At 71.3% G+C, this 19,268-nt stretch carries 18 protein-coding genes and 2 pseudogenes; 9 read left to right on the top strand and 11 right to left on the bottom strand.

Annotated elements, in window-relative coordinates; genetic code table 11:
• Positions 1 to 989: 989 nt before the first annotated feature.
• The 3 genes from AB0I51_RS32510 to AB0I51_RS32520 form a co-directional block, all read right to left on the bottom strand.
• Entirely contained in the window at positions 990 to 1,304 is a 315-nt protein-coding gene (locus tag AB0I51_RS32510; protein WP_362981351.1) for a hypothetical protein, read from the bottom strand.
• On the bottom strand, positions 1,301 to 1,702 hold the full coding sequence (locus AB0I51_RS32515; RefSeq protein WP_362981353.1) for a hypothetical protein: 402 nt from the start codon (positions 1,700 to 1,702) through the stop codon (positions 1,301 to 1,303). The genes AB0I51_RS32510 and AB0I51_RS32515 overlap by 4 nt, the downstream gene beginning before the upstream one ends.
• Positions 1,703 to 2,155: 453 nt before the next feature.
• Entirely contained in the window at positions 2,156 to 3,712 is a 1,557-nt protein-coding gene (locus tag AB0I51_RS32520; protein ID WP_362981355.1) for a hypothetical protein, read from the bottom strand.
• Between the two features lie 156 nt (positions 3,713 to 3,868).
• Here AB0I51_RS32520 and AB0I51_RS32525 point away from each other — a divergent pair.
• From AB0I51_RS32525 to AB0I51_RS32545, 5 genes and pseudogenes are all read left to right on the top strand, one after another.
• A pseudogene (locus tag AB0I51_RS32525) lies at positions 3,869 to 4,291 on the top strand (LLM class flavin-dependent oxidoreductase); the annotation flags it as partial.
• A 350-nt stretch (positions 4,292 to 4,641) separates the two neighbouring features.
• Positions 4,642 to 6,402: a helix-turn-helix transcriptional regulator gene (locus AB0I51_RS32530; protein ID WP_362981357.1), complete on the top strand. Its 1,761-nt coding sequence runs from the start codon at positions 4,642 to 4,644 to the stop codon at positions 6,400 to 6,402.
• A gap of 626 nt (positions 6,403 to 7,028) precedes the next feature.
• Positions 7,029 to 7,466, top strand: coding sequence for a roadblock/LC7 domain-containing protein (locus AB0I51_RS32535; protein ID WP_362981359.1), 438 nt, complete (start codon positions 7,029 to 7,031; stop codon positions 7,464 to 7,466).
• Positions 7,463 to 7,771, top strand: a pseudogene (locus AB0I51_RS32540) (DUF742 domain-containing protein); the annotation flags it as partial. The gene AB0I51_RS32535 and the pseudogene AB0I51_RS32540, both read left to right, overlap by 4 nt.
• 124 nt (positions 7,772 to 7,895) lie before the next feature.
• Positions 7,896 to 8,450 carry an ATP/GTP-binding protein gene (locus tag AB0I51_RS32545; RefSeq protein ID WP_362981567.1) on the top strand — a complete coding sequence of 185 codons (555 nt, stop codon included), beginning with the start codon at positions 7,896 to 7,898 and terminating at the stop codon, positions 8,448 to 8,450.
• A gap of 27 nt (positions 8,451 to 8,477) precedes the next feature.
• Here AB0I51_RS32545 and AB0I51_RS32550 read toward each other — a convergent pair whose 3' ends face one another.
• Positions 8,478 to 8,921 carry a DUF4232 domain-containing protein gene (locus AB0I51_RS32550; protein ID WP_362981361.1) on the bottom strand — a complete coding sequence of 148 codons (444 nt, stop codon included), beginning with the start codon at positions 8,919 to 8,921 and terminating at the stop codon, positions 8,478 to 8,480.
• Between AB0I51_RS32550 and AB0I51_RS32555 the strand changes: the two genes are divergently transcribed.
• On the top strand, positions 8,893 to 9,114 hold the full coding sequence (locus tag AB0I51_RS32555; RefSeq protein WP_362981363.1) for a hypothetical protein: 222 nt from the start codon (positions 8,893 to 8,895) through the stop codon (positions 9,112 to 9,114). The genes AB0I51_RS32550 and AB0I51_RS32555 overlap by 29 nt on opposite strands.
• A 202-nt stretch (positions 9,115 to 9,316) precedes the next feature.
• On the opposite strand, the gene AB0I51_RS32560 is transcribed toward AB0I51_RS32555, so the two are convergent.
• The 4 genes from AB0I51_RS32560 to AB0I51_RS32575 form a co-directional block, all read right to left on the bottom strand.
• Positions 9,317 to 10,228: an NAD(P)-dependent oxidoreductase gene (locus tag AB0I51_RS32560; protein WP_362981365.1), complete on the bottom strand. Its 912-nt coding sequence runs from the start codon at positions 10,226 to 10,228 to the stop codon at positions 9,317 to 9,319.
• A 102-nt stretch (positions 10,229 to 10,330) separates the two neighbouring features.
• Positions 10,331 to 11,683, bottom strand: a complete 1,353-nt coding sequence (locus AB0I51_RS32565) for a hypothetical protein (protein WP_362981569.1) — start codon at positions 11,681 to 11,683, stop codon at positions 10,331 to 10,333.
• 109 nt (positions 11,684 to 11,792) lie between these two features.
• Positions 11,793 to 12,185, bottom strand: a complete 393-nt coding sequence (locus AB0I51_RS32570; protein WP_362981367.1) for a MazG-like family protein — start codon at positions 12,183 to 12,185, stop codon at positions 11,793 to 11,795.
• 45 nt (positions 12,186 to 12,230) lie between these two features.
• Positions 12,231 to 12,797, bottom strand: coding sequence for a DoxX family membrane protein (locus AB0I51_RS32575; RefSeq protein WP_362981369.1), 567 nt, complete (start codon positions 12,795 to 12,797; stop codon positions 12,231 to 12,233).
• Between the two features lie 122 nt (positions 12,798 to 12,919).
• Here AB0I51_RS32575 and AB0I51_RS32580 point away from each other — a divergent pair, with 122 nt between their 5' ends.
• Positions 12,920 to 13,246 carry a nuclear transport factor 2 family protein gene (locus tag AB0I51_RS32580; protein ID WP_362981371.1) on the top strand — a complete coding sequence of 109 codons (327 nt, stop codon included), beginning with the start codon at positions 12,920 to 12,922 and terminating at the stop codon, positions 13,244 to 13,246.
• Between the two features lie 54 nt (positions 13,247 to 13,300).
• The gene (locus AB0I51_RS32585) at positions 13,301 to 14,290 is read left to right on the top strand and encodes an aldo/keto reductase (RefSeq protein WP_362981373.1); all 990 of its coding nucleotides are present in this window, start codon (positions 13,301 to 13,303) and stop codon (positions 14,288 to 14,290) included.
• A 220-nt stretch (positions 14,291 to 14,510) separates the two neighbouring features.
• Here the strand turns inward: AB0I51_RS32585 and AB0I51_RS32590 are convergent, their stop codons facing one another.
• A complete protein-coding gene (locus AB0I51_RS32590) occupies positions 14,511 to 15,245 on the bottom strand; it encodes an ABC transporter ATP-binding protein (protein ID WP_362981375.1) in 735 nt (244 codons plus the stop codon).
• A 100-nt stretch (positions 15,246 to 15,345) separates the two neighbouring features.
• A complete protein-coding gene (locus AB0I51_RS32595; protein ID WP_362981377.1) occupies positions 15,346 to 16,824 on the bottom strand; it encodes an ABC transporter permease in 1,479 nt (492 codons plus the stop codon).
• Positions 16,825 to 17,099: 275 nt separating this feature from the next.
• Between AB0I51_RS32595 and AB0I51_RS32600 the strand changes: the two genes are divergently transcribed.
• Positions 17,100 to 18,278: a D-alanyl-D-alanine carboxypeptidase gene (locus AB0I51_RS32600; protein ID WP_362981379.1), complete on the top strand. Its 1,179-nt coding sequence runs from the start codon at positions 17,100 to 17,102 to the stop codon at positions 18,276 to 18,278.
• Positions 18,279 to 18,496: 218 nt separating this feature from the next.
• On the opposite strand, the gene AB0I51_RS32605 is transcribed toward AB0I51_RS32600, so the two are convergent.
• The gene (locus AB0I51_RS32605; protein WP_362981381.1) at positions 18,497 to 19,255 is read right to left on the bottom strand and encodes an SDR family oxidoreductase; all 759 of its coding nucleotides are present in this window, start codon (positions 19,253 to 19,255) and stop codon (positions 18,497 to 18,499) included.
• Positions 19,256 to 19,268: the final 13 nt, after the last annotated feature.

Consider the following 19,268-nt stretch of genomic DNA (forward strand, 5'->3'; position numbering starts at 1 on the left):
AATTCTGACGCACGTGCTCAGAGCAACACTCCACGGTTCCCGTGGACGGCCCCCAGTACCACGCTGACCTGCGAGCTCACCGGCATCACAGAGCTATCGGTTTCGGCCGGAACGAACCTCACCAGCGTCCCGGACCGACATCAGCCCCCGTCAGGGCAGACAGAAGCACCTTCGGCGCGCACCACAGGATTTACCACGCCCCCGGCGCGCACCGAAGGTGCGCTGCGTCGCTGACCTGGTTTCATAGGCCGGTCGGGGCCTTTCCTGCGCCCGGGGGCTTCCCGCTTCCACCTGCGGGTTCCCCGGGAGTTCCCGTGGAAGTGCGCGGGCGAGGAGGTGCGGGACGATGGGCAGTCCGGAGCCGCGCAGGAGCGCGCGCAGCCCGTACGCGTCGTCGGCCAGGAGTTCGGCGGCTGCCTTTCGGGTGGGCTGAGCGCGGCGAGGGGATTCCCAGGCCGACTGCTGCTCGGGGTCGGCGGGGGCGCCCTCGACGGAGGCCACCAGCCTCTCGGCCCGTCCACCTTGGCCCGTCCACCATGGCCCGGTCCATCGCGAGATCTTCCCGGAGGTCCCGCCCGGCGGCGTCTAGCTAGTACGCCGGCGCGACGTCGTGTCCGGCGTGGGTGGTTACGAGCTCTTGGCCTGTGGGGCCCCGTTTCCAGGGTGGGGTCGGGCGTCGTCCGGGCTCGGGTGATGGCGTCGTAGAGGGTCTTCGGGGCGTCTGCGTGCAGCCTGATCCGGGTGACGAGGCGGGGTGTGCCGAGGAACGTCGGTGCGTCGACCGGCTCGGTGAGTTCGAGGGTGAGGGAAGTCTGCGAGCCGATGGGGAGGTTCAGCTCGCGGTCATTCTTCTCGTGGGTGAAACGTGCCTCGCGCCGGACGGACGCGATCTGGTCGAGCCGAAGGCGGAGGGCGACGCCGGCGGCCTGCTGGATACGCAGGGTGCGGCCGGCGAGAGTGTGCGGCCGGGTGCGGGAGGCGGCGTGCAGTCAGAGGACGAACAGGACGGTGTAGACGTCGACGACCAGGAGGGCGGTGTGGACGACGGGCCAGCGGGCGAGCAGGAAGGAGAGGGCGACGGTCTCGATCACACACGCGAACGTGAGGCCGTACATCATGCCCGCCTGGTCCCTGCCGTGGGTGAAGACCCCGTCCACCCCCTTGGTGCCGTGTGGCCGGCGGGTGGCCCACCGGATCAGGCTCTCCATGATCCGGTGCTCGTGCGCGAGAAACCGCAGCACGGATGAGGAGGCGTGCCTGGGAGCGGTGGGTGGTGGCTGGGCAGCCGGAGGGGTGAGGGTCATGGCGATTCCTCCTGCCGTTGCCTGACGAGTTCGAGTGCGCGCCGCACGGCTGCCGCCTGGGCCGGGGCCAGGTCCGCGGAGGGGATGTCGGCCGGGCAGCGGGCGCCCGTGCCGGGGACCTGCGTCGCCAGGGCATCGGGTAGAAGGGCCTCCAGCGCGGCGGCCCGGGCCACCTGCGGGTCGTCCGGCTGCCGGTCGTCGCGGCCGTTCAGCAGGCCGTGGACCTCTCCGGCCTGCCGTCGCATGCCGTGCCGTGTCGCCGTCAGCGCGACCCTCGTCTCCGGGGGTCCTGTGGCGTTGAGGAAGGCCGGGTGCGCTCGGTCCTTGGCGGCCGTCGGTGAGTCGTCGACGGCCCCGAGAACCGCCAGCAGGTCGGCGAGTTCGGGCGACCCCGGCACGTAACGTAAGGGGACAGCGATCCGGGCTGGAAGGGGACCTGGACCAGGAGTGGGGCCAGTCGCGTCCGCCAGCGCCGGGTCACGGCCTCCTGCCGTGCCGGGGCAGCGTCCAGTCCCTGCAAGATCTCCGTCAGGTCGCGACTCGCGGTGTCCGCGAGGGCATCCCGTACTCCTTCGAGTCCCAGACCCAGTTCGGGCAACAGCCCCGGATGGTGGTAGTCCGCACGGCCCGCGCGGTGACCCCGACCGGGGTGGCGACTTCGCTGATTCGCATGAACCGAGTGGAAACGATGACGTCGTGTCAAGGTCAAGCGCGGGCCACCCGGGCGGGCGGGCCGACCCGAGGCGCCACCTCGGGTCGGCCGACGCACCGGCACGTTTTCCGTGCCCCGGTCCCCGGCGTCGGGGGCGCCTCATCGGCCGTCGACGCCCTGCCGCGCCGGGGCGGCGGTGTCAGCGGCCGCCCCGCAGCCGTGACCTCCGTGCCGCCAGGAACACCAGCGCGCCGCCCGCGACCAGCAGGACGGCGGTGCCCGCCCGCAGCAGGGCTCCGTCCGTGCCCGTGGCGGCGAGCCCGCCGCCGGTCGTCGTGCCGTTGCTGGTTCCCGCCCCGGAGCCGGACGGGCTCGTGGTGGCGGTGGCGGCGGCCGACGGGGACGCGGAGGTGCTGGGCGAGGGGCTGGAGGTCGCCGAGCCGGTGGCCTTCACCGTGATCACCGCGGTGTTGTTCGCCGTGTCGTCGTCACGGTTGGGGTACTCGGGGTTCTCCACCGCCCGTACGCTGCCCCGTGCGCCGGGGACGACCCGGTCGATCCGTACCGTGAACTCCTGGGTCACGGAGTCGCCCGGCTTGAAGTCCGTGCTGGCGATGTCGCAGGTGTAGCTCTTCGCGCCGGCCTTGCGCGGTGTGCAGTTCCACTTGGGTCCGGGGTCGCCCTGCTCCCCGGGGCCGGGGGCGCCGGTGATGGTGGTGCCGGCGGGCGGGGTCACCACGAACGTGCCGGAGTTGTCGGCGTCCATCCACCGGAAGTTCATCAGGCCCGGCCCGTTGTTCCGTACGCCCACGGTGATGCTCACCGTCTTGCCGACCTTGCCCTCGACCGTGTCACCGAGCGCCTGGTAGTCGGCGTGCTGGGTGGTGGCGAAGGTGCCGTACCCGGAGCCGGTGAATCCGGAGCCGGAGGCGAGGGACTTCAGGCCCAGCGGCGCGCCGGTGCCGGTGCCGGGGAAGTCGGACGGGCGGAAGGAGTCGGGCGCGGTGCCGCCGACCGGCCACACGACGTACGTGTTGTAGCCGTACATCGTGTCCTTGGAGGCGGTGTAGCGCAGTGGCGCGTCCGTCTTGTAGGCCGCGCCGGGCGCGACCGGGGTGTCGAACCGGCACCAGGCGCCGACGTCGGACTGGTCCGAGTAGTGACAGTTGGAGTGGTCACGGGCGAGAGAGACGCCTTCCGAGTCCTGCACCAGCAGCATGACGCCCTTGTCGGCGGGGGCTGTGCCGGTGTTGGTGAAGGCCGGGGTGCGCTCGAAGACGGCGCCGGGCGCGATGCCCTTCAGCGCCGGGTAGGACCGGGAGACGAGCTTGGGCCCGCCGACCAGGACGTCCGTCTTCCCCGTCACGGTGGCCGCGTCGGAGGCGGTGGCGGTGTAGGTGATGGCACCGGTGTCGCCCGCCTTGGCGGCCGCAGTGGGCTTCAGGAAGAACGGGTCGATCGACTCGCCGCCCGACAGCGGGCCCACGTCGCACCTCACCTTCAGGGTGCCGGTGCTCACGCAGTCTCCCGTGACCACCATCGTCGCCTTCCCGGCGAGGGACGAGGCGTCGACCGCGACCGAGACGTCATGGGCGTCCCCGCCCGAGGCGCTGATACCGAGGCCCAGGTTCGGGCCCTCGCCCGCGGTGGGGAGGTAGTAGTTCTCCTGACTGTCCAGGACGAGCGTCGTTCCGGCGGCGTGGGCGGCCGGAGTCGCGATCGCCACAGTGGCGGCCGCGAAGGCGGCGGCCGCCACTGTCCGCCATGGTCTGCTTCTACGTATCGTCAGCACACTACGTGGACACGCCAGATCACCGGAAGGTTGCGCCCGAGTGTCCGTCAGCTGACCTCTTCCTCGTCGACTCCGGGGACGTGCGGCGTCAGTACCTGCAGGACGTCCTGGTGGCTCTTCGCGAACTTGGTGGTCGGACCGAAACCGGCCCGCCCGATCCCGATCCTCGTGCCCGCCAACTCCCCACGGGCCATGCGCCGGCTCGTCGACCAGGCCGACGGCTGGCTGCCGTACGCCGACGGACCCGAGCAAGTGGCCGCGAGCTGGCGCCAGTTGCAGGATCTCGCCGCCGAGCGGGGCCGAACCCGCCCGCTGCGGACGGTGGTTCGTGTCAACCCCGACTACACCGCCAAGCGGTACGAGGGACCGGACCGCCGCCCCTTCCAGGGCGACGTCGAGCAGATCGTCAGCGACCTGATGGCGTACGACGGGATCGGCCTCGACGAGTTCCTGGTCGACCTCTCGTGGGCCGCGCGGGACGCGCAGGAACTGAAGGACGTCTCCGCCGAGGTATACGCGGCGGCGCGTACGGCCGGGTTCTGACCGGCCGGCTCGGCCCTTGAGGTGACGACAGGATCCGGGGTCCGGAGCGCCCCCCGCGCGCCCCGGACCGTGGACCCCCCATCCCCCCGTCGTCGTTCAGCTCTTGGGTGTCCGGCCGGAACCAGTGGTGGGTGTGCCGTGATCGAGTGCCTCCGGCATATCGACGGCCGTCGACGCCACAGGTTCGCTCGAAGGCATGACCAGTGCTCCTGTTCCGCCAATGGGCACGCCCCTGTGCCCGGTAGGCTCCCGGCACAGACAGCTTCGTCGGTAATCGTGCCGGTCAGCAGGGGTCGGGTGTTGCCAGCGGGTATTTGGCAACACCGTTCGGCCGGCATGTTGTTGGGGGGATGGCCATCGAGCACGACGGATTCGGCCCGGAGTTGCGCCGGCGCCGCATCGCGGCCGGTATGTCACTGAGTGAACTGGCAGGCAAGGTGTACTGCAGCCGCAGCTTCCTCAGTCGCGTCGAGAACGGACGCCGCAGGGCGTCCCTGGAGTTGGCCCAGCTGTGCGACGAAGTCCTGGGCGCCAAGGGGGCGTTGGCCGGCCTGGCACCACTACCCGGTACCGACGAGCCGCCGGGGACCGTCCGCGGGGAGACCGTCCGACTGGTCAAGTCCCCCGGAAAGAAAGGCCGTTCGGGCCCGGCCCAGGAACGGGCCGAGTTCCTGCGGCTGCTGCGGCGCGGTGATCTCAGCCATGCCGCCGGCGAGATGCGGGAGGCCGAACGGCACTACACGGCCGCCTATCGCGGCGCCGCCGGGGATCCGCGGGCGCAGGCCGAGGCCGTGATCAGGCTGGCCCGCCGCTGGTCCGACCCCGGGCAGGTCGACCGTGAGCTGCTCCAGTCGATCAAGGGGTGCCTGTCCGCGCTGGAGGGCGACGCCGGCCCCGAGGCCGCGGGGCTGCGGCTGCGGCTCGAAGCGCATCTGGCGAAGAAGATGGCCCTGGCGGTCAGCCAGGACACCGCGGCCGGGCTCGCCGGTCCCGCCGAGGGCGCCCGGCTCGCCGAGGACACGCTGCGCCGATTACCCGAGGACGGCGACGACGAGGTGCGCTGCGAGGTCCTCACGGAATGCCGGTGGGCACGCTACGACTTCATGAGCGCTCCCGATTCACTGGACCTCTCCGAGCGGCTGCGCGAGGCCGCGGCCCGGCACGACTCGGCGTACTTCCGCGGTGAGGCGCTCATGGCCGTCGCCATCGACCAGTTGCGCAACGGCAGGATCTTCAGCGCCCTGGCCACCGCCCACCAGTACCGCAAGCACGCCGCGTACACCCAGAGCGCCCTGGCCCGCTGGCAGCGGCACACCCTCGACGCCCTGCTCGACCTGTGGCACGGCCGGTTCGACGCCGCCGCCGAGTGGATCTTCGTGGAGTCCCTGAAGTTCATCGAACTCCTCCGCGCCGACTACGCCGTACCGGCGGACAACCTGACACAGACCCGGCTCGGTCAGGCCTACTGGCTGCTGCGCCAACAGGGCCGCCTGGCCGAGCTGCTCACCTCCGACCTGGCCGGCGACGTCGAGCGCCATGCCTACTTCCCCGTCTGGCGTGCCGGGATGGCCCTCACCCTGTGCGAGACCGGGCAGCATGCCGAGGGGGCGGACCTGTTCCTCGGCTGCGTCGCCGACGTCGACCGGTTCCCGCCGTCGGGCTGGGCGGTGCCCGCGCTCGTGCTGCTGGCGGAGGTCTGTGCGGCGCTGGACCTCGAAGGCGGATTCGAGGCCGAGTTGGCGCAGGCGGTGCCCGGGCTCCGCGCGCGCCTCGCGCCGCACGACGGCGAGCAGATCGCCCTGGGCGGCTGGCCCAGCGTTCTCGTCGGCCCGACCGCCCGGGCCTGCGGGCTGCTGGCGCTCGCGGCGGGGGAGCCGGAGAGGGCCCTCGACCACTTCCGGCAGGCGGCGGTCCCGGCCCGCTCCTCACAGCCCGAACTCGCCCGCCTCCGCCTGGCCCAGGCCCGCGCACTGCGCCGGGAGGGCGGCCCGGGCGGCGAGCCGCGCGCGGTCCGGCTGCTGCGGGAGGCGGCGCGCGGGGCGGAGACGTACGGCATGGCGTCGTTAGGGGCGCAGAGCCTGGCGCTGCTGGAGGAGCCGGGGCGGGGATGAGTGCGGTGTGCCCGTCCAACGGCTCCGGAAGTCGGTGGAGTTGGTGCGGGTGACCGGTGTTTAGATGCGGTCCCTGGGTTCTCGGGTGGGGGATGCGCCCTCCATGGGTTCCCGTACCGGGGAGATGCCGCCGTACGCGGGTTCCCGCAGCGGCGAGACGCCGTCCGCCGGGCTTCGCGGCGGCGATACGGCTTCCGGTTTCCGGGTCGGTGGCGGTGCGTCGACCGGCGGATCCCGTCCCGGTGGCGGCGCGTCGTCGCTCGGGAACCGGGGTGGTTCCGGGCGGTTGCCGCGGCGGGTGCGGCAGGCCAATCTCGCGCCGCAGTTGCGGGACCGGGTCGTGGAATCCGAGGGTGACCACGGTCCGGGGCGGGAGGCGGAGCGGTGGCCGGAGCAGGCGCGTTCGATGCTCGCCGCGCTCCGGGACGGCACCCGCCGGGCACCCGCCGGGCCCGCGCCCAGGAGGAAGTGCCCATGCCCGCCTGGCCCTCGTCGGCGCGCGGGGAAGTCTCCGCGCCCGGCCGCCAGGCACCCCCGCAAGACGAGTTCCCGCCGGCCACCTGGCCCACCACCCCGCCCGAGCGGCGTCAGCTGCCCACCCGTCCCCGTCCGACAAGGAACAACCCATGACTGCGCCCAACACCACGCACGGCGGACTGGCCTGGCTGCTGGACAACCTGATCGAGCGGATCCCCGAGACCCTGCACGCCATCGTCCTGTCGGAGGACGGACTCCTCGTCGGCTCCTCCGAGAAGCTCGCCCAGGACGACGCCGAGCAACTCGCCGCCGTTTCCTCGGGAGTTCACTCGCTCGCGCTCGGCACCAGCCGCCACTTCGGCGGCGGCCGGGTGCAGCAGACCGTCATCGAGATGGACGACCTGTTCCTCTTCGTCACCACGGCCGGCGGCGGCGCCCGGCTCGCCGTCCTCGCCACGTCGGAGGTCGACGTCGGCAACGGCGGCTACGAAATGACCATGGTCGTACGGCAGGTGGGGCAGTTCCTCAGCGCGGCCCCCCGGTTCCCGGAGTACAGCGGTGTGCCCTTCGCGGGTGAGCATGAATGAGACATTGGTCAGAGGAAGATCCGTGGGAGGACGAAGACCCCGCGCTGCTCGTCCGCCCGTACACGGTGACCGGCGGCCGCACCCCGACCGCCCACTCCGGCATCGAGCTGATCACCCTGATCAGCACGGTCCGGCCACCGACCCGCGACCAGCGCCTCCAGCCGGAACAGAACCGGCTGCTCGCGCTCTGCCGTACCCCGACGGCGCTCGTGGAGGTCGCCGCCCGGCTCGATCTGCCCGTCGCGGTGATCCGGGTCCTCCTCGATGACCTGCTGGACAACGAACTCGTCTCCGTCTCCCCGCCCACCGCGGCCGGTACTCCCGACGCCCGTTTCCTCCAGGCAGTGATCGACGGCATTCGCAGAATCCGATCCCCGCGCGAGCTGCTCCCGCGCCACCACCGTCGCGCCCAACGCCGCCACGGCCAAGATCCTCGTCGCGGGCGGCTTCGGCGTCGGCAAGACCACGCTCGTCGGCGCGATCAGCGAGACGACGCCCTTGCGCACCGAAGAACTCATCACCGGGGCCAGCGTCGGCATCGACAACCTCGCCGGCGTGGAGCAGAAGACCACGACGACCGTCGCCATGGACTTCGGCCGGATCACGCCGAGTTCGGCCCTGGTGGTCCATCTCTTCGGCGCTCCGGGACAGGACCGGTTCTGGTTCATGTGGGACGACCTGTCCCGCGGCGCACTCGGCGCGGTCGTCCTCGCCGACACCCGGCGGCAGGAGAGCTGCTTCCCGTCCGTCGACTTCTTCGAGCACCGCGGCATCCCCTTCGCCGTGGGCGTCAACTGTTTCAACGGCATCTGCGAGGAGGACCCCGAGGAGATCCGCACCGCCCTCGACCTCGCCCCCGACATCCCGCTCGTCCTGTGCGACGCCCGCAACCGGGAGTCGGTGAAGACGGTCCTGCTCGCCCTCCTGGAACACGTCATGCGGGGGCTGGCGGTGGAGGCGTCGGGGGACCGCCAGTCGGTCTAGCCGTACGGCCGACCGGCGGTCGTACGGTCAGGAGGGCTTCGTCGCCGTCACGGCCGTCGCGGTCAGCGTGCCGTCGCACTCCGCGAACTGCCCGTCTTCAAGGGCGACTTGGTGTTTCCCGGCGCCGGGCAGCCCGATCACCATCGTCGGGTAGATCACCGGCGCCGACCCCGACTCGCAGTAGCCGTCCCCCTCACCCTGCACCTGCACGAAGGTCAGCTTCAGCCAGGCCTGGCCGCCGGGCGACAGCTTCACGGGGGAGGCGGAGCCGGTGGGCGTGACCTTCAGGGGGACGTTGAGCTCCGGGGAACCGTTCGCGGCGCCGGCGACTGTGGGGTGGCCCTTGAGGACGCACGACTTCGCGGTGGTGTTGGTGAACTGGACGATCGCCGCCCCGGTTCCGGTGCCCTGCGGCCGGTCGGCGGCCTGGTAGGCGATCGCCTTGAGCGAGGCCGCCGCGCACGTCTTCACCGCGGTGCCCGCGGGCCCGGACGACCCCGTGGACCCCGTGGATCCGGATGACCCTGTGGTCCCCGTGGATCCGGACGACCCCGTGGTCCCGGTGGACCCGGAGGTCCCCGTGGACCCGGAGGAGGCGGGGGAGGCGGTCGCGGTCGGCGTGTTTGACGACACGTCGGACCCGGTGTCCGTGTCGCCCGGCTGACATGCCGTCACCACCAATGCCGCCGACAGCGCGGCCATCGCCATTGCGGCCCTGCGGATGCTGCTCTTCTGCATGACGTCCCCCGAGTTCGGTTCGTGCGACCGGACATGCCGGCATTTCGGCGGGGGAGACAGTTCGGGCCGTACGACCGGTTTCCGCTGTGTTCTCGCTGTGTCCCGGCTGTGACGAGATCAAGGCCGGATCAGGACGACTCGGTCGGCTTCCCGTCCGTCCCGGCCTCGAAGCTCGCGAAGTACGCCGCCGCCATGTCCTCGTCGCCGTGCCCCTGCGCCGCCGCCCGCGCGAACCGTTCCGCGCCCGCCGCCGCCACGTCGAGGCGGACGCCGTGGGCAGCGCCGGCCTGCACGATCAGCCGGGCGTCCTTCTCCGCCGTCGTGACCGCGAAACTCGCCGGAGTGAGCTGGTTGTTGAGGATCGCGGCGGACTTGGCGTGCAGATAGCCCATGTCGAGGGGGCCGCCGGCCATGAGGTCGAGGAAGCTCTGGGGGTTCACGTCCAGGGCCTTGGAGAGGGCCAGGGCCTCGCCCGCCGCGTTGGTCACGGCGAGGACCCAGCTGTTGGCGACCAGCTTCAGGCGGGTCGCGGTGGCCGCGGCGCCGTCCTCGCCGACCCACATCGTGCGGGCGCCGACCGCGTCGAAGACCGGGGTGACCGTCTCGCGGCCGGACTCCGGTCCCGCCGCGAGGACCGTCAGCTGACCGGCCTCGGCGGGCTGTCGGGTGCCGAGCACGGGGGCGTCGTAGAAGAGCAGGTCGTGGCGGCCGGCGAACGCGGCCAGTTCGCCCACCGATTCGAGGCCCGAGGTCGTCGACTGGATCCACGCGGCGCCGGGGCGCAGGACGGGCGCGGCCTCGCGCATCACGTCCAGGACGGCGTCGCCGTCGTAGAGCATGGTGAGGATCACGTCCGCGTCGCGTACGGCCTCCGACGCGGTGTCGGTGACGTGCGCGCCGTCGGCGGACAGCGGTTCGGCCTTGGCGCGGGTGCGGTTCCAGGCGTGGACGGTGTGTCCGGCGCGGGCGAGGTTGCGGGCCATCGCTGCGCCCATGATGCCGGTGCCCAGGACGCCTACGGTGAGCTTCTCGGTGGTCATGACTCGGCTTTCGTCCTCGACGGTGTTGTCGGGAACCAGGGTGCCAGGGTGACGCGCGCCCGGCCTCCCCACCGGGCGCACGGCATCCATCGGCTTCGCCCGTCAGCCGGTGACCGTGAACCAGGTCGAGCGCGACTTCTGCCACTCCGGGTGCGTGAGGTCCTTCGCCTCGGTGCCGTCGCCGTACAGGTCGGCCGCGCCGTCGTCGGTGATCAGCTGGGCGCGGGCGCCCGACGCCGTCAGATCCGGTACGTCTACGACCGCCTCCCAGGCGCCGGGGTCCGTGGTCGGCAGGTCGCGCAGCCTGACCGGCCTGTCGGCCGCGCTGCCGGTCCAGGAGTAGAGGGCGTACGGGTCGGAGTTGTCGTCGGCGGCCCAGGAACCGGCGACGATCAGGTACTGGTTCGCCGCGTTCTTGCGGATGTCGCGCACCGAGAGACCGCCGAGGTCCAGCTCGATCGGCGTGCCGAAGGACGCGGCGGTGCCGTTCGCCACCACCTTGTCGATGTTGGTGACCGGGACGAGGAGCGCCTTGCCTCCAGCCACCGCCGGGGCCAGCGGCGCCCGGAAACCGAGGTACGCCGTGGTCGTCGAGCCCGGCGCGAACTCCAGGCCCTCCACGTTGAATCCGTCGATCTCCTTGGGGACCTCGCCGTCCGCCGTGCCCGCCGCGAAGCCGTACCTGTCGCCGTTCGCCTTGTCCCAGGCCACCAGGTCGTCGCGCAGCCTGCCGTACGAACTGCCGTAGGAGAGCGTCGTGTTGACGCCGCTGCCGGTCACCTCGGTGGTGAAGACCGTGTTGCGGGCCGCCTTGTACTCGCCGTCCTTGTTGTTGGCGAGCGAGCCCGTCCAGTAGATCGTGTCGCCGACGCGGGCCGCGCCCTCGATGTCGATCTCCTTGTCCACGCCGATGTCGTCGCTGAAGTCCCAGGTTCTGACCGGCGCGCCCGAGGCCGAACGGTCGTACAGGCGGAAGACGTTGGACTCGTCGTCCGCCACGACGACATAGCCGCCGCCCACGTCGACGGCGGCGGACGCGTCGCTGGAGCCGGTGAAGTAGCGGGTGTCCGCGGGCTGTTGGACGGAGGCCGAGGCCGCGTAGTGCAGGGTCTTGGTGGCTGTCCTGCCGCCGAGGCCCGTGACCTTCACCGTCAGGTCGGTGTAGCCCTGCGCGGTTGCGGCGACGGCGAGTTGACGGGTGGCGCCGGTGCCGGTGACGGTCACCCCACTCGTTGGCGCCACGGACGTCTTGCTGCTCTTGCTCGCCGCGACCGTCAACGCGCCGGCGTCCGCGCCGCTCTGGGCGACCGTCACCTGGACCGTCGGATCGCCGACGCCGCCCACCGCGCCCGAGAGGTAGCCGGCCGACAGGGAGATGGTCGGGGTGCCGTAACTCGCCGCGTGTGCCTGGGTGTTCAGGCCGAGGGCCGCGAGGGCGAGGCAGGTGCCCGCCACGGCCACCGTCCTGCGCCCGCTGGAGAAGACTCCGCCGGAGAAAACTCCCTCGGAAGATGCGTAGTCCTGCACTGGGACCCCTTCGTCGGCTCGGTGTCGACGAGAAGGCTCAGCGGATCTCACCAACTCCGCGCTGCGCGGGCAGGTCCTGAGGGTGAACAACGGCGGACGGGCCGAGAGAGCGTTCCACGACCCGGGCCAGGTGACGGGTGAAGACCTCCTGCGTGTCGGGGGTCAGGGTGCGGAGCGCCACCAGCGCGGTGATCACGACGTCGCAGAGTTCGGCCTGGACGTCGTCCCAGGTGTGGGTGACGCCCTTGCGCGGGTTCTGGCCGGTCGCCCCGATCACCGCCTGGGAGACCTCGCCGACCTCCTCGGACAGCTTCAGGATGCGCAGGAGCAGGCCCTCGCGGCCGTCGAGGGGGCGGTTGGTGTCCACCCAGGTCCAGAGGTCCTCGATACCGGTCCAGAGCCCGGCGGGCTGGTCCTTCTGATCACTCATGCGCCCAGCCTGCCACCACGGCCCGGCGGCCGGTCGGACCGCGTCCTACTTGCCGAAGACCGCGTCCACCTCGTCGAACAGCGCCTCCTGCCCGAACTCCGCCGACTCCCGCACCCGCCGGTTGCGCAGGCCGACCACCACGGCCGTCGCCGCCCCGGTCACCGCGAGCGCCGCCGGGACCATCCAGCCCCGGTTCACCGCGTGGCCGAGCGCGTGGTCCAGGGAGATACGGCCCGGGCCCGTGATCGCGAGGCCGGCCGCGGTCAGGGCGAGGGAGGCCGCGTACTCGTAGCCGCCGGCCGCCGCGAAGAAGCCGTTGGGCCTGCTCACGGTGGCGGCGCCGACCATCGCACCGGCCGCCGTGGCGCCCGCCGCCGGGGTCGCCAGGCCCAGCGCGAGCAGGGCGCCGCCGCCCGCCTCCGCGAGGCCCGCCATCGTGGCGCTCTGTCTGCCGGGGGAGTAGCCCATCGCCTCCATGGCCGCGCCGGTGCCCTCGATCCCGCCCCCGCCGAACCAGCCGAACAGCTTCTGCGAACCGTGCGCGGCCAGGACACCGCCGGCACCCAGCCGGAGCAGCAGCAGGCCCAGATCTTGTCGGTCGTAACAGGTCACGGTGACTCCCTGGACGGACGGCGCGGACGGTCCCTCCACCGTCGCATCTCCGGCCCGCGGCGGGCCTGCGCAGGCCGCCGTTCGGGTGGCGGGCCCCGGGCAACGATGTGAGTCTGACCGGCATGACGATTCAGCCAGCCAAACTCAGCGATCCGGCCGTCCGGGCCTTCGTCGGCGCCGTCAACGCCCATGACCGCGACGCCTTCCTGGCGCTTCTCACGCCGGACGCGACGATGTCGGACGACGGCTCCGACCGTGACCTCGCCGAGTGGATCGACCGGGAGATCTTCTCCTCCCACGGCCACATGGAGGTCGACCGCGAGTCGAACGGCGGCCGCGCCCTGGTCGCCCGCTACTCCAACGACGCGTGGGGCGAGATGCGCACCCGGTGGACCTTCACGGTCGGCGAGGACGGCCGGATCGCCCGTTTCGAGACCGGGCAGGCCTGACCCACGTAAAAACCCTTGCCTTGGTGTGCACTGCAACTCCTAGTGTCCGCAGGCATGGAGACGAACAGCAGGACCCTGGGACGCAGTGGTATCGACGTGAGCGCTCTCGGCTTCGGCTGCTGGGCCATCGGCGGGGAGTGGCAGGACGCGAGCGGGCAGCCGCTGGGCTGGGGCAAGGTCGACGACGAGGAGTCCGTACGGGCGATCCGGCGCGCCCTCGACCTGGGTGTCACCTTCTTCGACACCGCCGACACCTACGGCGCCGGGCACAGCGAACGCGTCCTCGGCCGCGCGCTCGGCAAGCGCCGGGACGACGTGGTGCTCGCCACCAAGTGGGGCAACGTCTTCGACGAGGACACCCGCACCCTCACCGGCTCCGACGACTCCCCGGAGTACGCCCGCCGCGCCCTCACCGCGTCACTGGAGCGGCTCGGCACCGATCATGTCGACCTCTACCAACTGCACCTGTCCGACGCCGACTTGGAGCGCGCCGCCCAACTCCGCGAGCAGTGCGAGGAGTTCGTGCGGGAGGGGCTGATCCGGGCCTACGCCTGGAGCACCGACGACCCCGCGCGCGCCGCCGTGTTCGCCGAGGGGGAGCACTGTGCGGCCGTGCAGCACGCGGCGAACGTGTTCCAGGACGCTCCCGAAATGTTCGCGCTGTGCGAGGAGTTGGGGCTCGCCAGCATCAATCGCAGCCCGCTGGCCATGGGGCTGCTCACCGGCAAGCAGGCCGCCGGGCGGACGCTGGAGCCCGGGGACATCCGCAACACCCCGCCCGCCTGGATGCAGGGCTTCAAGCAGGGCGCCGGGGCCGACGAGGACTGGGTCGCCCGGGTGGACGCCCTGCGCGAGATCCTCACCTCCGAGGGCCGTACGTCCGCGCAGGGCGCCCTCGCCTGGCTGTGGGCGCGCAGCCCGCGCACCGTGCCGATCCCGGGCTTCCGTTCGGTCGCGCAGGCCGAGCAGAACGCGGGCGCGATCGCGAAGGGGCCGCTCACCGCGGGGCAGTTGGCGGAGATCGATCGGGTGCTGGGGCGGTGAGCGGTTCAACGGCAGGGCGACAGCGGGCGGCCGGTCCCTGGCGTGGGGGAGTGCGGGCGCGGCGGCGGAGGAGTGGCTCACCGCCGGGCGGTCGGCCTCGGGCCTCGGTTGTACGAGAACGCCGGGGTGATCGCCGAAGGGCCGCTCACCTCCGAGCAGTTGGTCGAGATCGACCAGGTGCTCGGGTGGTGAACGGCCCCGACTGGATCAACGGGCGGGCTCAGTAACCCTGGTTGCCGTGCTGCGCGTACTGCTGCTGGGGGGTGAACTGCCCGCCCCGGCCCTGCTCGGTCAGCGTGATCCGGCCAGCCTTGATGGTGGCCAGACGCGGGGCGCGGCGGGCGATTGACGAGTCGTGGGTGACCATGACGAAGGTCAGCCCGTACTCGTGCCACAGGCCCTCCAGCAGGCCCATGATGTCGTCGCGGGTGCCCTCGTCGAGGTTGCCGGTGGGCTCGTCGGCGAGCAGCACCTTCGGCTTCTTCACCAGCGCGCGGGCGATCGCGACGCGCTGCTGCTGGCCGCCGGAGAGCTCGGAGGGGGCGTGCTTGAGGCGGTCGCCGAGGCCGACCGAGGTCAGCGCCTCGGCGGCCCGCTCGCGGCGCTCGGCCGGCTTGACGCCGAGCGGGACCAGGGCCGTCTCGACGTTCTCCTGCGCGGTGAGCGTCGGGATGAGGTTGAAGGACTGGAAGATGATGCCGATCTTCTCGGCCCGCAGCCGGGTCAGCTTGGCCTCGCTGATGGTGGCGAGGTTGACGTCGTCCAGCTCGACACTGCCCTCGGTGGGGCGGTCCAGGCCGCCGATCATCTGCAGCAGCGTCGACTTGCCGCCGCCGGTGGGGCCCTGGATGACGAGCTGGTCGCCGTCCTCGATCGTCAGGTCGACGCCGCGCAGCGCCTCGACCGTCTCCTTGCCCCGCGTGTAGCGCTTGGTGACGCCGGTGAGCTTGTACATGGGATCTCCGTCGATGAGTCCGTGAAGAAGAAGAGGGTTGGGGCGCCGTCTCCCGGGGGGAGTGGAGGCGGCGCCCCGGATCAGGGGTCGCGGCGAGCGACTACGACACGCTGCGCAGGGCGTCCGCCGGGCGCATCCGGGAGGCACGCCAGCCGCCCATCGCGCCGGCGATCAGACCGCCGGTGACGGCCAGGCCCACGGCGAGGGCGATGGTGGTCAGCGAGACCGGCGCGTTCAGGGCGATCTCCAGGGTGTTCTGGGTGGCCTGCTGGCCGGGGCCGCCGCCCTGACCGCCGCCGGGGCCGCCCTGGCCGCCACCGCCGGTGTTGCCGAGCTGTGCGGTCAGCTTGGGGCTGATCGCGGTGACCGTGTAGGCCGCGGCGAGGCCCAGCGCGATACCGAGACCGCCGCCGATCAGACCGTTGACCATGGACTCGCCGACGACCTGCCGGGTGACCTTGCGGCTCGGCCAGCCGAGCGCCTTGAGGGTGCCGAACTCACGCACCCGGCGGGACACGGCGGAGGAGGTGAGCAGCGCGGCCACGAGGAACGCGGCGATCAGGACCGCGATGGACAGCCACTTGCCGACGCTGGTCGCCAGGTTGGAGGCGGTGGACAGCGAGCCGGACACGGTGGACGCGAGGTCGGCGGAGGTGGTGACCGTCGTACCCGAGATGTTCTTCTGGATGGTCGACTTGACGGCCGAGATCTGCTTGGAGTCGGTCGCCTTGACGTAGATCGTGGTGACCTTGTTCTTCGAGTCGCCCAGCGTCTGCGCCTGCTTCAGCGGCAGGTACACGTCGATCGTGGACTCGCTGCTGTTGGGTGTCGCGATGCCGATGACCGTGAACTTGGTGCTGGAGATCTTGAAGGTCGAACCGACCTTGTACTTCTTCGACTTGGCGTACGAGGCGCTGATGACGGCGACCTTCGCGTTGGTCTGCGAGGTCGTGAACGTCTTGCCGGAGGTGATCTTCGAGGTGGACAGCGGGCCGAGCGTCTGGTTGGTGACGTCGATGCCGGCGACCGAGTACGAGTTCACGTTGAAGTTGGCGCCGCCGCCCTGGACCTGGGGTGCGCCGGTGCTGCCGGTTCCGCCACCGCCGCCGGGGCCGCCCTGCTGCGAGGAACCGGAGGAGCCGGAGGTGGTGGAGGACTTCGCCTTGCCCTGGGTGAAGGAGCCGTCGACCTTGGTGACGTTCAGGGTGAGCGAGCCGACCGCGGCGGACACGCCCTTCTGCGCGCCGACCTTGGTGACCAGGGAGGACGCGAGGACCTGACCGCCCTGCGTGTTCACCCGGTCCGAGCTCTGCGAGCTGCTGCTGGAGGAGGTGGCGCCGAACTTGAAGCTGGGACCCTGTGAGCTGCCGGCCTTGGGGGCCGACTGCGCCTTGGTCACGGTCATGTCAGTTCCGAGACCGTAAAGAGACTTGAGGACCTTGTCCTGAGCCTGATTCATGCCGGCCGACACCGAGTTGACGGTGATGACCAGCGCGATACCGAGCGCCAGACCCATGGCGATGACCAGGGCCGCCTTCTTGCGCCGGCTCAGCTCGCGCTTGAGATAGATGCCAAACATCCCATTCCCCAAAGGTTCTTGGCGCCCGCTGTGGGCGCGGCCACAAGCTATGGAGGAACCTTTGAGTCGACCTGAGTAAAGGATGTGTCTGGCCTGAGAAAAAGACGCCCGAAATCAGAATTGTGTCAGACAGCTCATTCCTAAGCTGTCGAGGGCTTCCTGCCAGGAAACCCCAGTTCAATGGCCTGTTGGTATGGGGTGCCGCGCCTTCCCTCCGGCGTCTTTTCGCCACCCCCGCCGTGCACCGCCCGGCCCCGATTTTGTACGGTCCCCGGATGCGCGATTCCTCTCGGCTCACCCGGCGAGCCGCTCTCGGCCTGACCGCCGCCGCCCTTCCCGTGGCAGCGGCCACTCCAGCGTCCGCGGCGACAGAGATAGGCGGTGAGCGTCTGGCCCGCGACGGGATCCAGCTGAGTGGTGCCACCGGTCTGCCCAAGAAGCTCACCGCTCGTTCCTGGCTCGTCGCCGACCACAAGACGGGCGAGGTGCTCGCCTCGTACCGCGCGCACCAGCGCCTCGCACCCGCGTCCACGCTGAAGATGCTGTTCGCCGACACCGTGCTGGGGAAGTTCGAGCGGACCCGCACCTACCGGGTCACCGACGCCGATCTCGCCGACGTCCCCTCCGGCTCCAGCCTGGTCGGCGTCAAGCCCGGCATCACCTACACCGTCCACCAGTTGTGGCAGGGCGTCTTCCTTCGCTCCGGCAACGACGCCGTGCATGTGCTGTCCCACATGAACGGCGGGATCGCCAAGACGGTCGCCGAGATGCAGGCCAAGGCGAAGGACCTCCAGGCCCTGGACACCCATGTGGTGAGCCCGGACGGCTTCGACCACCCCGGGCAGGTCTCGTCGGCGTACGACCTCACCCTCTTCGCCCGGCACGGCCTGCGCGACGACGACTTCGGCGCCTACTGCTCCACCAGGACGGCGAACTTCCCGGCCGGAGGCAAGAAGACCTTCCAGATCCAGAACACCGACCGCCTGCTCACCGGGGCCTACGGACTGCGCCCGTACAAGGGCATGATCGGCGTCAAGAACGGTTACACCAGCCACGCCGGAAACACCTTCACCGGCGCCGCCACCCGCGACGGCCGCACCCTGCTGGTCACGGTGATGCATCCGGCCAACGGCGGCAACGAGGTCTACAAGGAGACCGAGGCACTGCTCGACTGGGGCTTCGGCAAAGGGAGTTCGGCCCGGGCGGTGGGCACGCTGGTCGAGCCGCTGAGCGAGGGCGGGGCGAGCGCGAGCCCGACGCCGTCGGGGAAGGGAGCCAAGGGGGCTCCGGGGTCCACGGGCGCGGCGGCCTCGTCGTCGGACGGTGCTTCGCCCTGGCGGCTGCTGGAGGGTGCGGCCGGGACGGTGGTCCTGCTCGCGGGCGGCGCGTTCGCGCTGCGCAGGCGGCAGGCGGCCGTGGCGGCGGCGAAGTCCCGGGAGGACGACGGGAGTTGAGCTGTGCGGCAGCCGTTCCACCGCCCGGTGCGAAACCTCGCGGTCCCACGCGAGGTCCACCCCCACCCGGGCAGTGGAACGGCTGCCGCCTCCCCCCTCGGGTTGGTCTGTGGAAGCCAAGTGCTCCAACTGTGAAGCTTTGGTGGAGAAGAGTTGAGCATAAGTCAGTAACCGGGCGCAATGGTATGGACGGTCAAATTCCGTTTGTGCAACTTGCCTCAACCACGGCCCACATACGGCATCGCGGTCGCCAATACGGTCGCGAACTGCACATTCGCCGCCAACGGCAGCTCCGCCATGTGCCGTACCGTGCGCGCCACATCCGCGACATCCATCACCGGTTCCGGGGCTACCACCCCGTTGGCCTGCAACGCCCCGGTCTCCATACGCCGCGTCATGTCCGTCGCCGCGTTCCCGATGTCGATCTGTCCGACCGCGATCGAGTACGGCCGCCCGTCCAGCGACAGCGACTTGGTGAGCCCCGTCAGCGCGTGCTTGGTCGCGGTGTAGGCCACCGAGTGCGGACGGGGCGTGTGCGCGGAGATCGACCCGTTGTTGATGATCCGCCCGCCCTGCGGCGCCTGCTCCTTCATCTGCCGGAACGCCGCCTGCGCGCACAGGAACGCCCCGTTGAGATTGGTGTCCACCACATGCCGCCACGCGTCGTACGGCAGTTCCTCCACGGGCACCCCACCGGGCCCGAACGTCCCCGCGTTGTTGAACAGCAGGTCCACCCGCCCGAACCGCTCCACGGTCGCCCCGAACAGCCCGGCCACGTCCTCCGGCCGCGCCACATCCGTCGCCACGACGAGTGAGGCGCCCCCGGGCGCCAGCGCGGCCGTCTCCTCCAGCGTCCCGGTGCGGCGGCCGGCCAGCGCCACCGACCAGCCCGCGCCCAGCAGTTCCACGGCGACCGCACGGCCGATCCCGGAGCCCGCGCCGGTCACCACGGCGATCCTTGATTGCTCAGCGTTCATGGACCGAAGCCTA

The organism is Streptomyces sp. NPDC050549, assembly GCF_040655035.1.
GTDB lineage: Bacteria > Actinomycetota > Actinomycetes > Streptomycetales > Streptomycetaceae > Streptomyces.

Excerpts from the sequence above, each read along its gene's own strand:
- AB0I51_RS32510 (WP_362981351.1), bottom strand. The coding sequence starts at position 1,304 with ATGACCCTCACCCCTCCGGCTGCCCAGCCACCACCCACCGCTCCCAGG.
- AB0I51_RS32530 (WP_362981357.1), top strand. The coding sequence starts at position 4,642 with ATGGCCATCGAGCACGACGGATTCGGCCCGGAGTTGCGCCGGCGCCGC.
- AB0I51_RS32535 (WP_362981359.1), top strand. The coding sequence starts at position 7,029 with ATGACTGCGCCCAACACCACGCACGGCGGACTGGCCTGGCTGCTGGAC.
- AB0I51_RS32560 (WP_362981365.1), bottom strand. The coding sequence starts at position 10,228 with ATGACCACCGAGAAGCTCACCGTAGGCGTCCTGGGCACCGGCATCATG.
- AB0I51_RS32570 (WP_362981367.1), bottom strand. The coding sequence starts at position 12,185 with ATGAGTGATCAGAAGGACCAGCCCGCCGGGCTCTGGACCGGTATCGAG.
- AB0I51_RS32580 (WP_362981371.1), top strand. The coding sequence starts at position 12,920 with ATGACGATTCAGCCAGCCAAACTCAGCGATCCGGCCGTCCGGGCCTTC.
- AB0I51_RS32585 (WP_362981373.1), top strand. The coding sequence starts at position 13,301 with ATGGAGACGAACAGCAGGACCCTGGGACGCAGTGGTATCGACGTGAGC.
- AB0I51_RS32590 (WP_362981375.1), bottom strand. The coding sequence starts at position 15,245 with ATGTACAAGCTCACCGGCGTCACCAAGCGCTACACGCGGGGCAAGGAG.
- AB0I51_RS32595 (WP_362981377.1), bottom strand. The coding sequence starts at position 16,824 with ATGTTTGGCATCTATCTCAAGCGCGAGCTGAGCCGGCGCAAGAAGGCG.
- AB0I51_RS32600 (WP_362981379.1), top strand. The coding sequence starts at position 17,100 with ATGCGCGATTCCTCTCGGCTCACCCGGCGAGCCGCTCTCGGCCTGACC.
- AB0I51_RS32605 (WP_362981381.1), bottom strand. The coding sequence starts at position 19,255 with ATGAACGCTGAGCAATCAAGGATCGCCGTGGTGACCGGCGCGGGCTCC.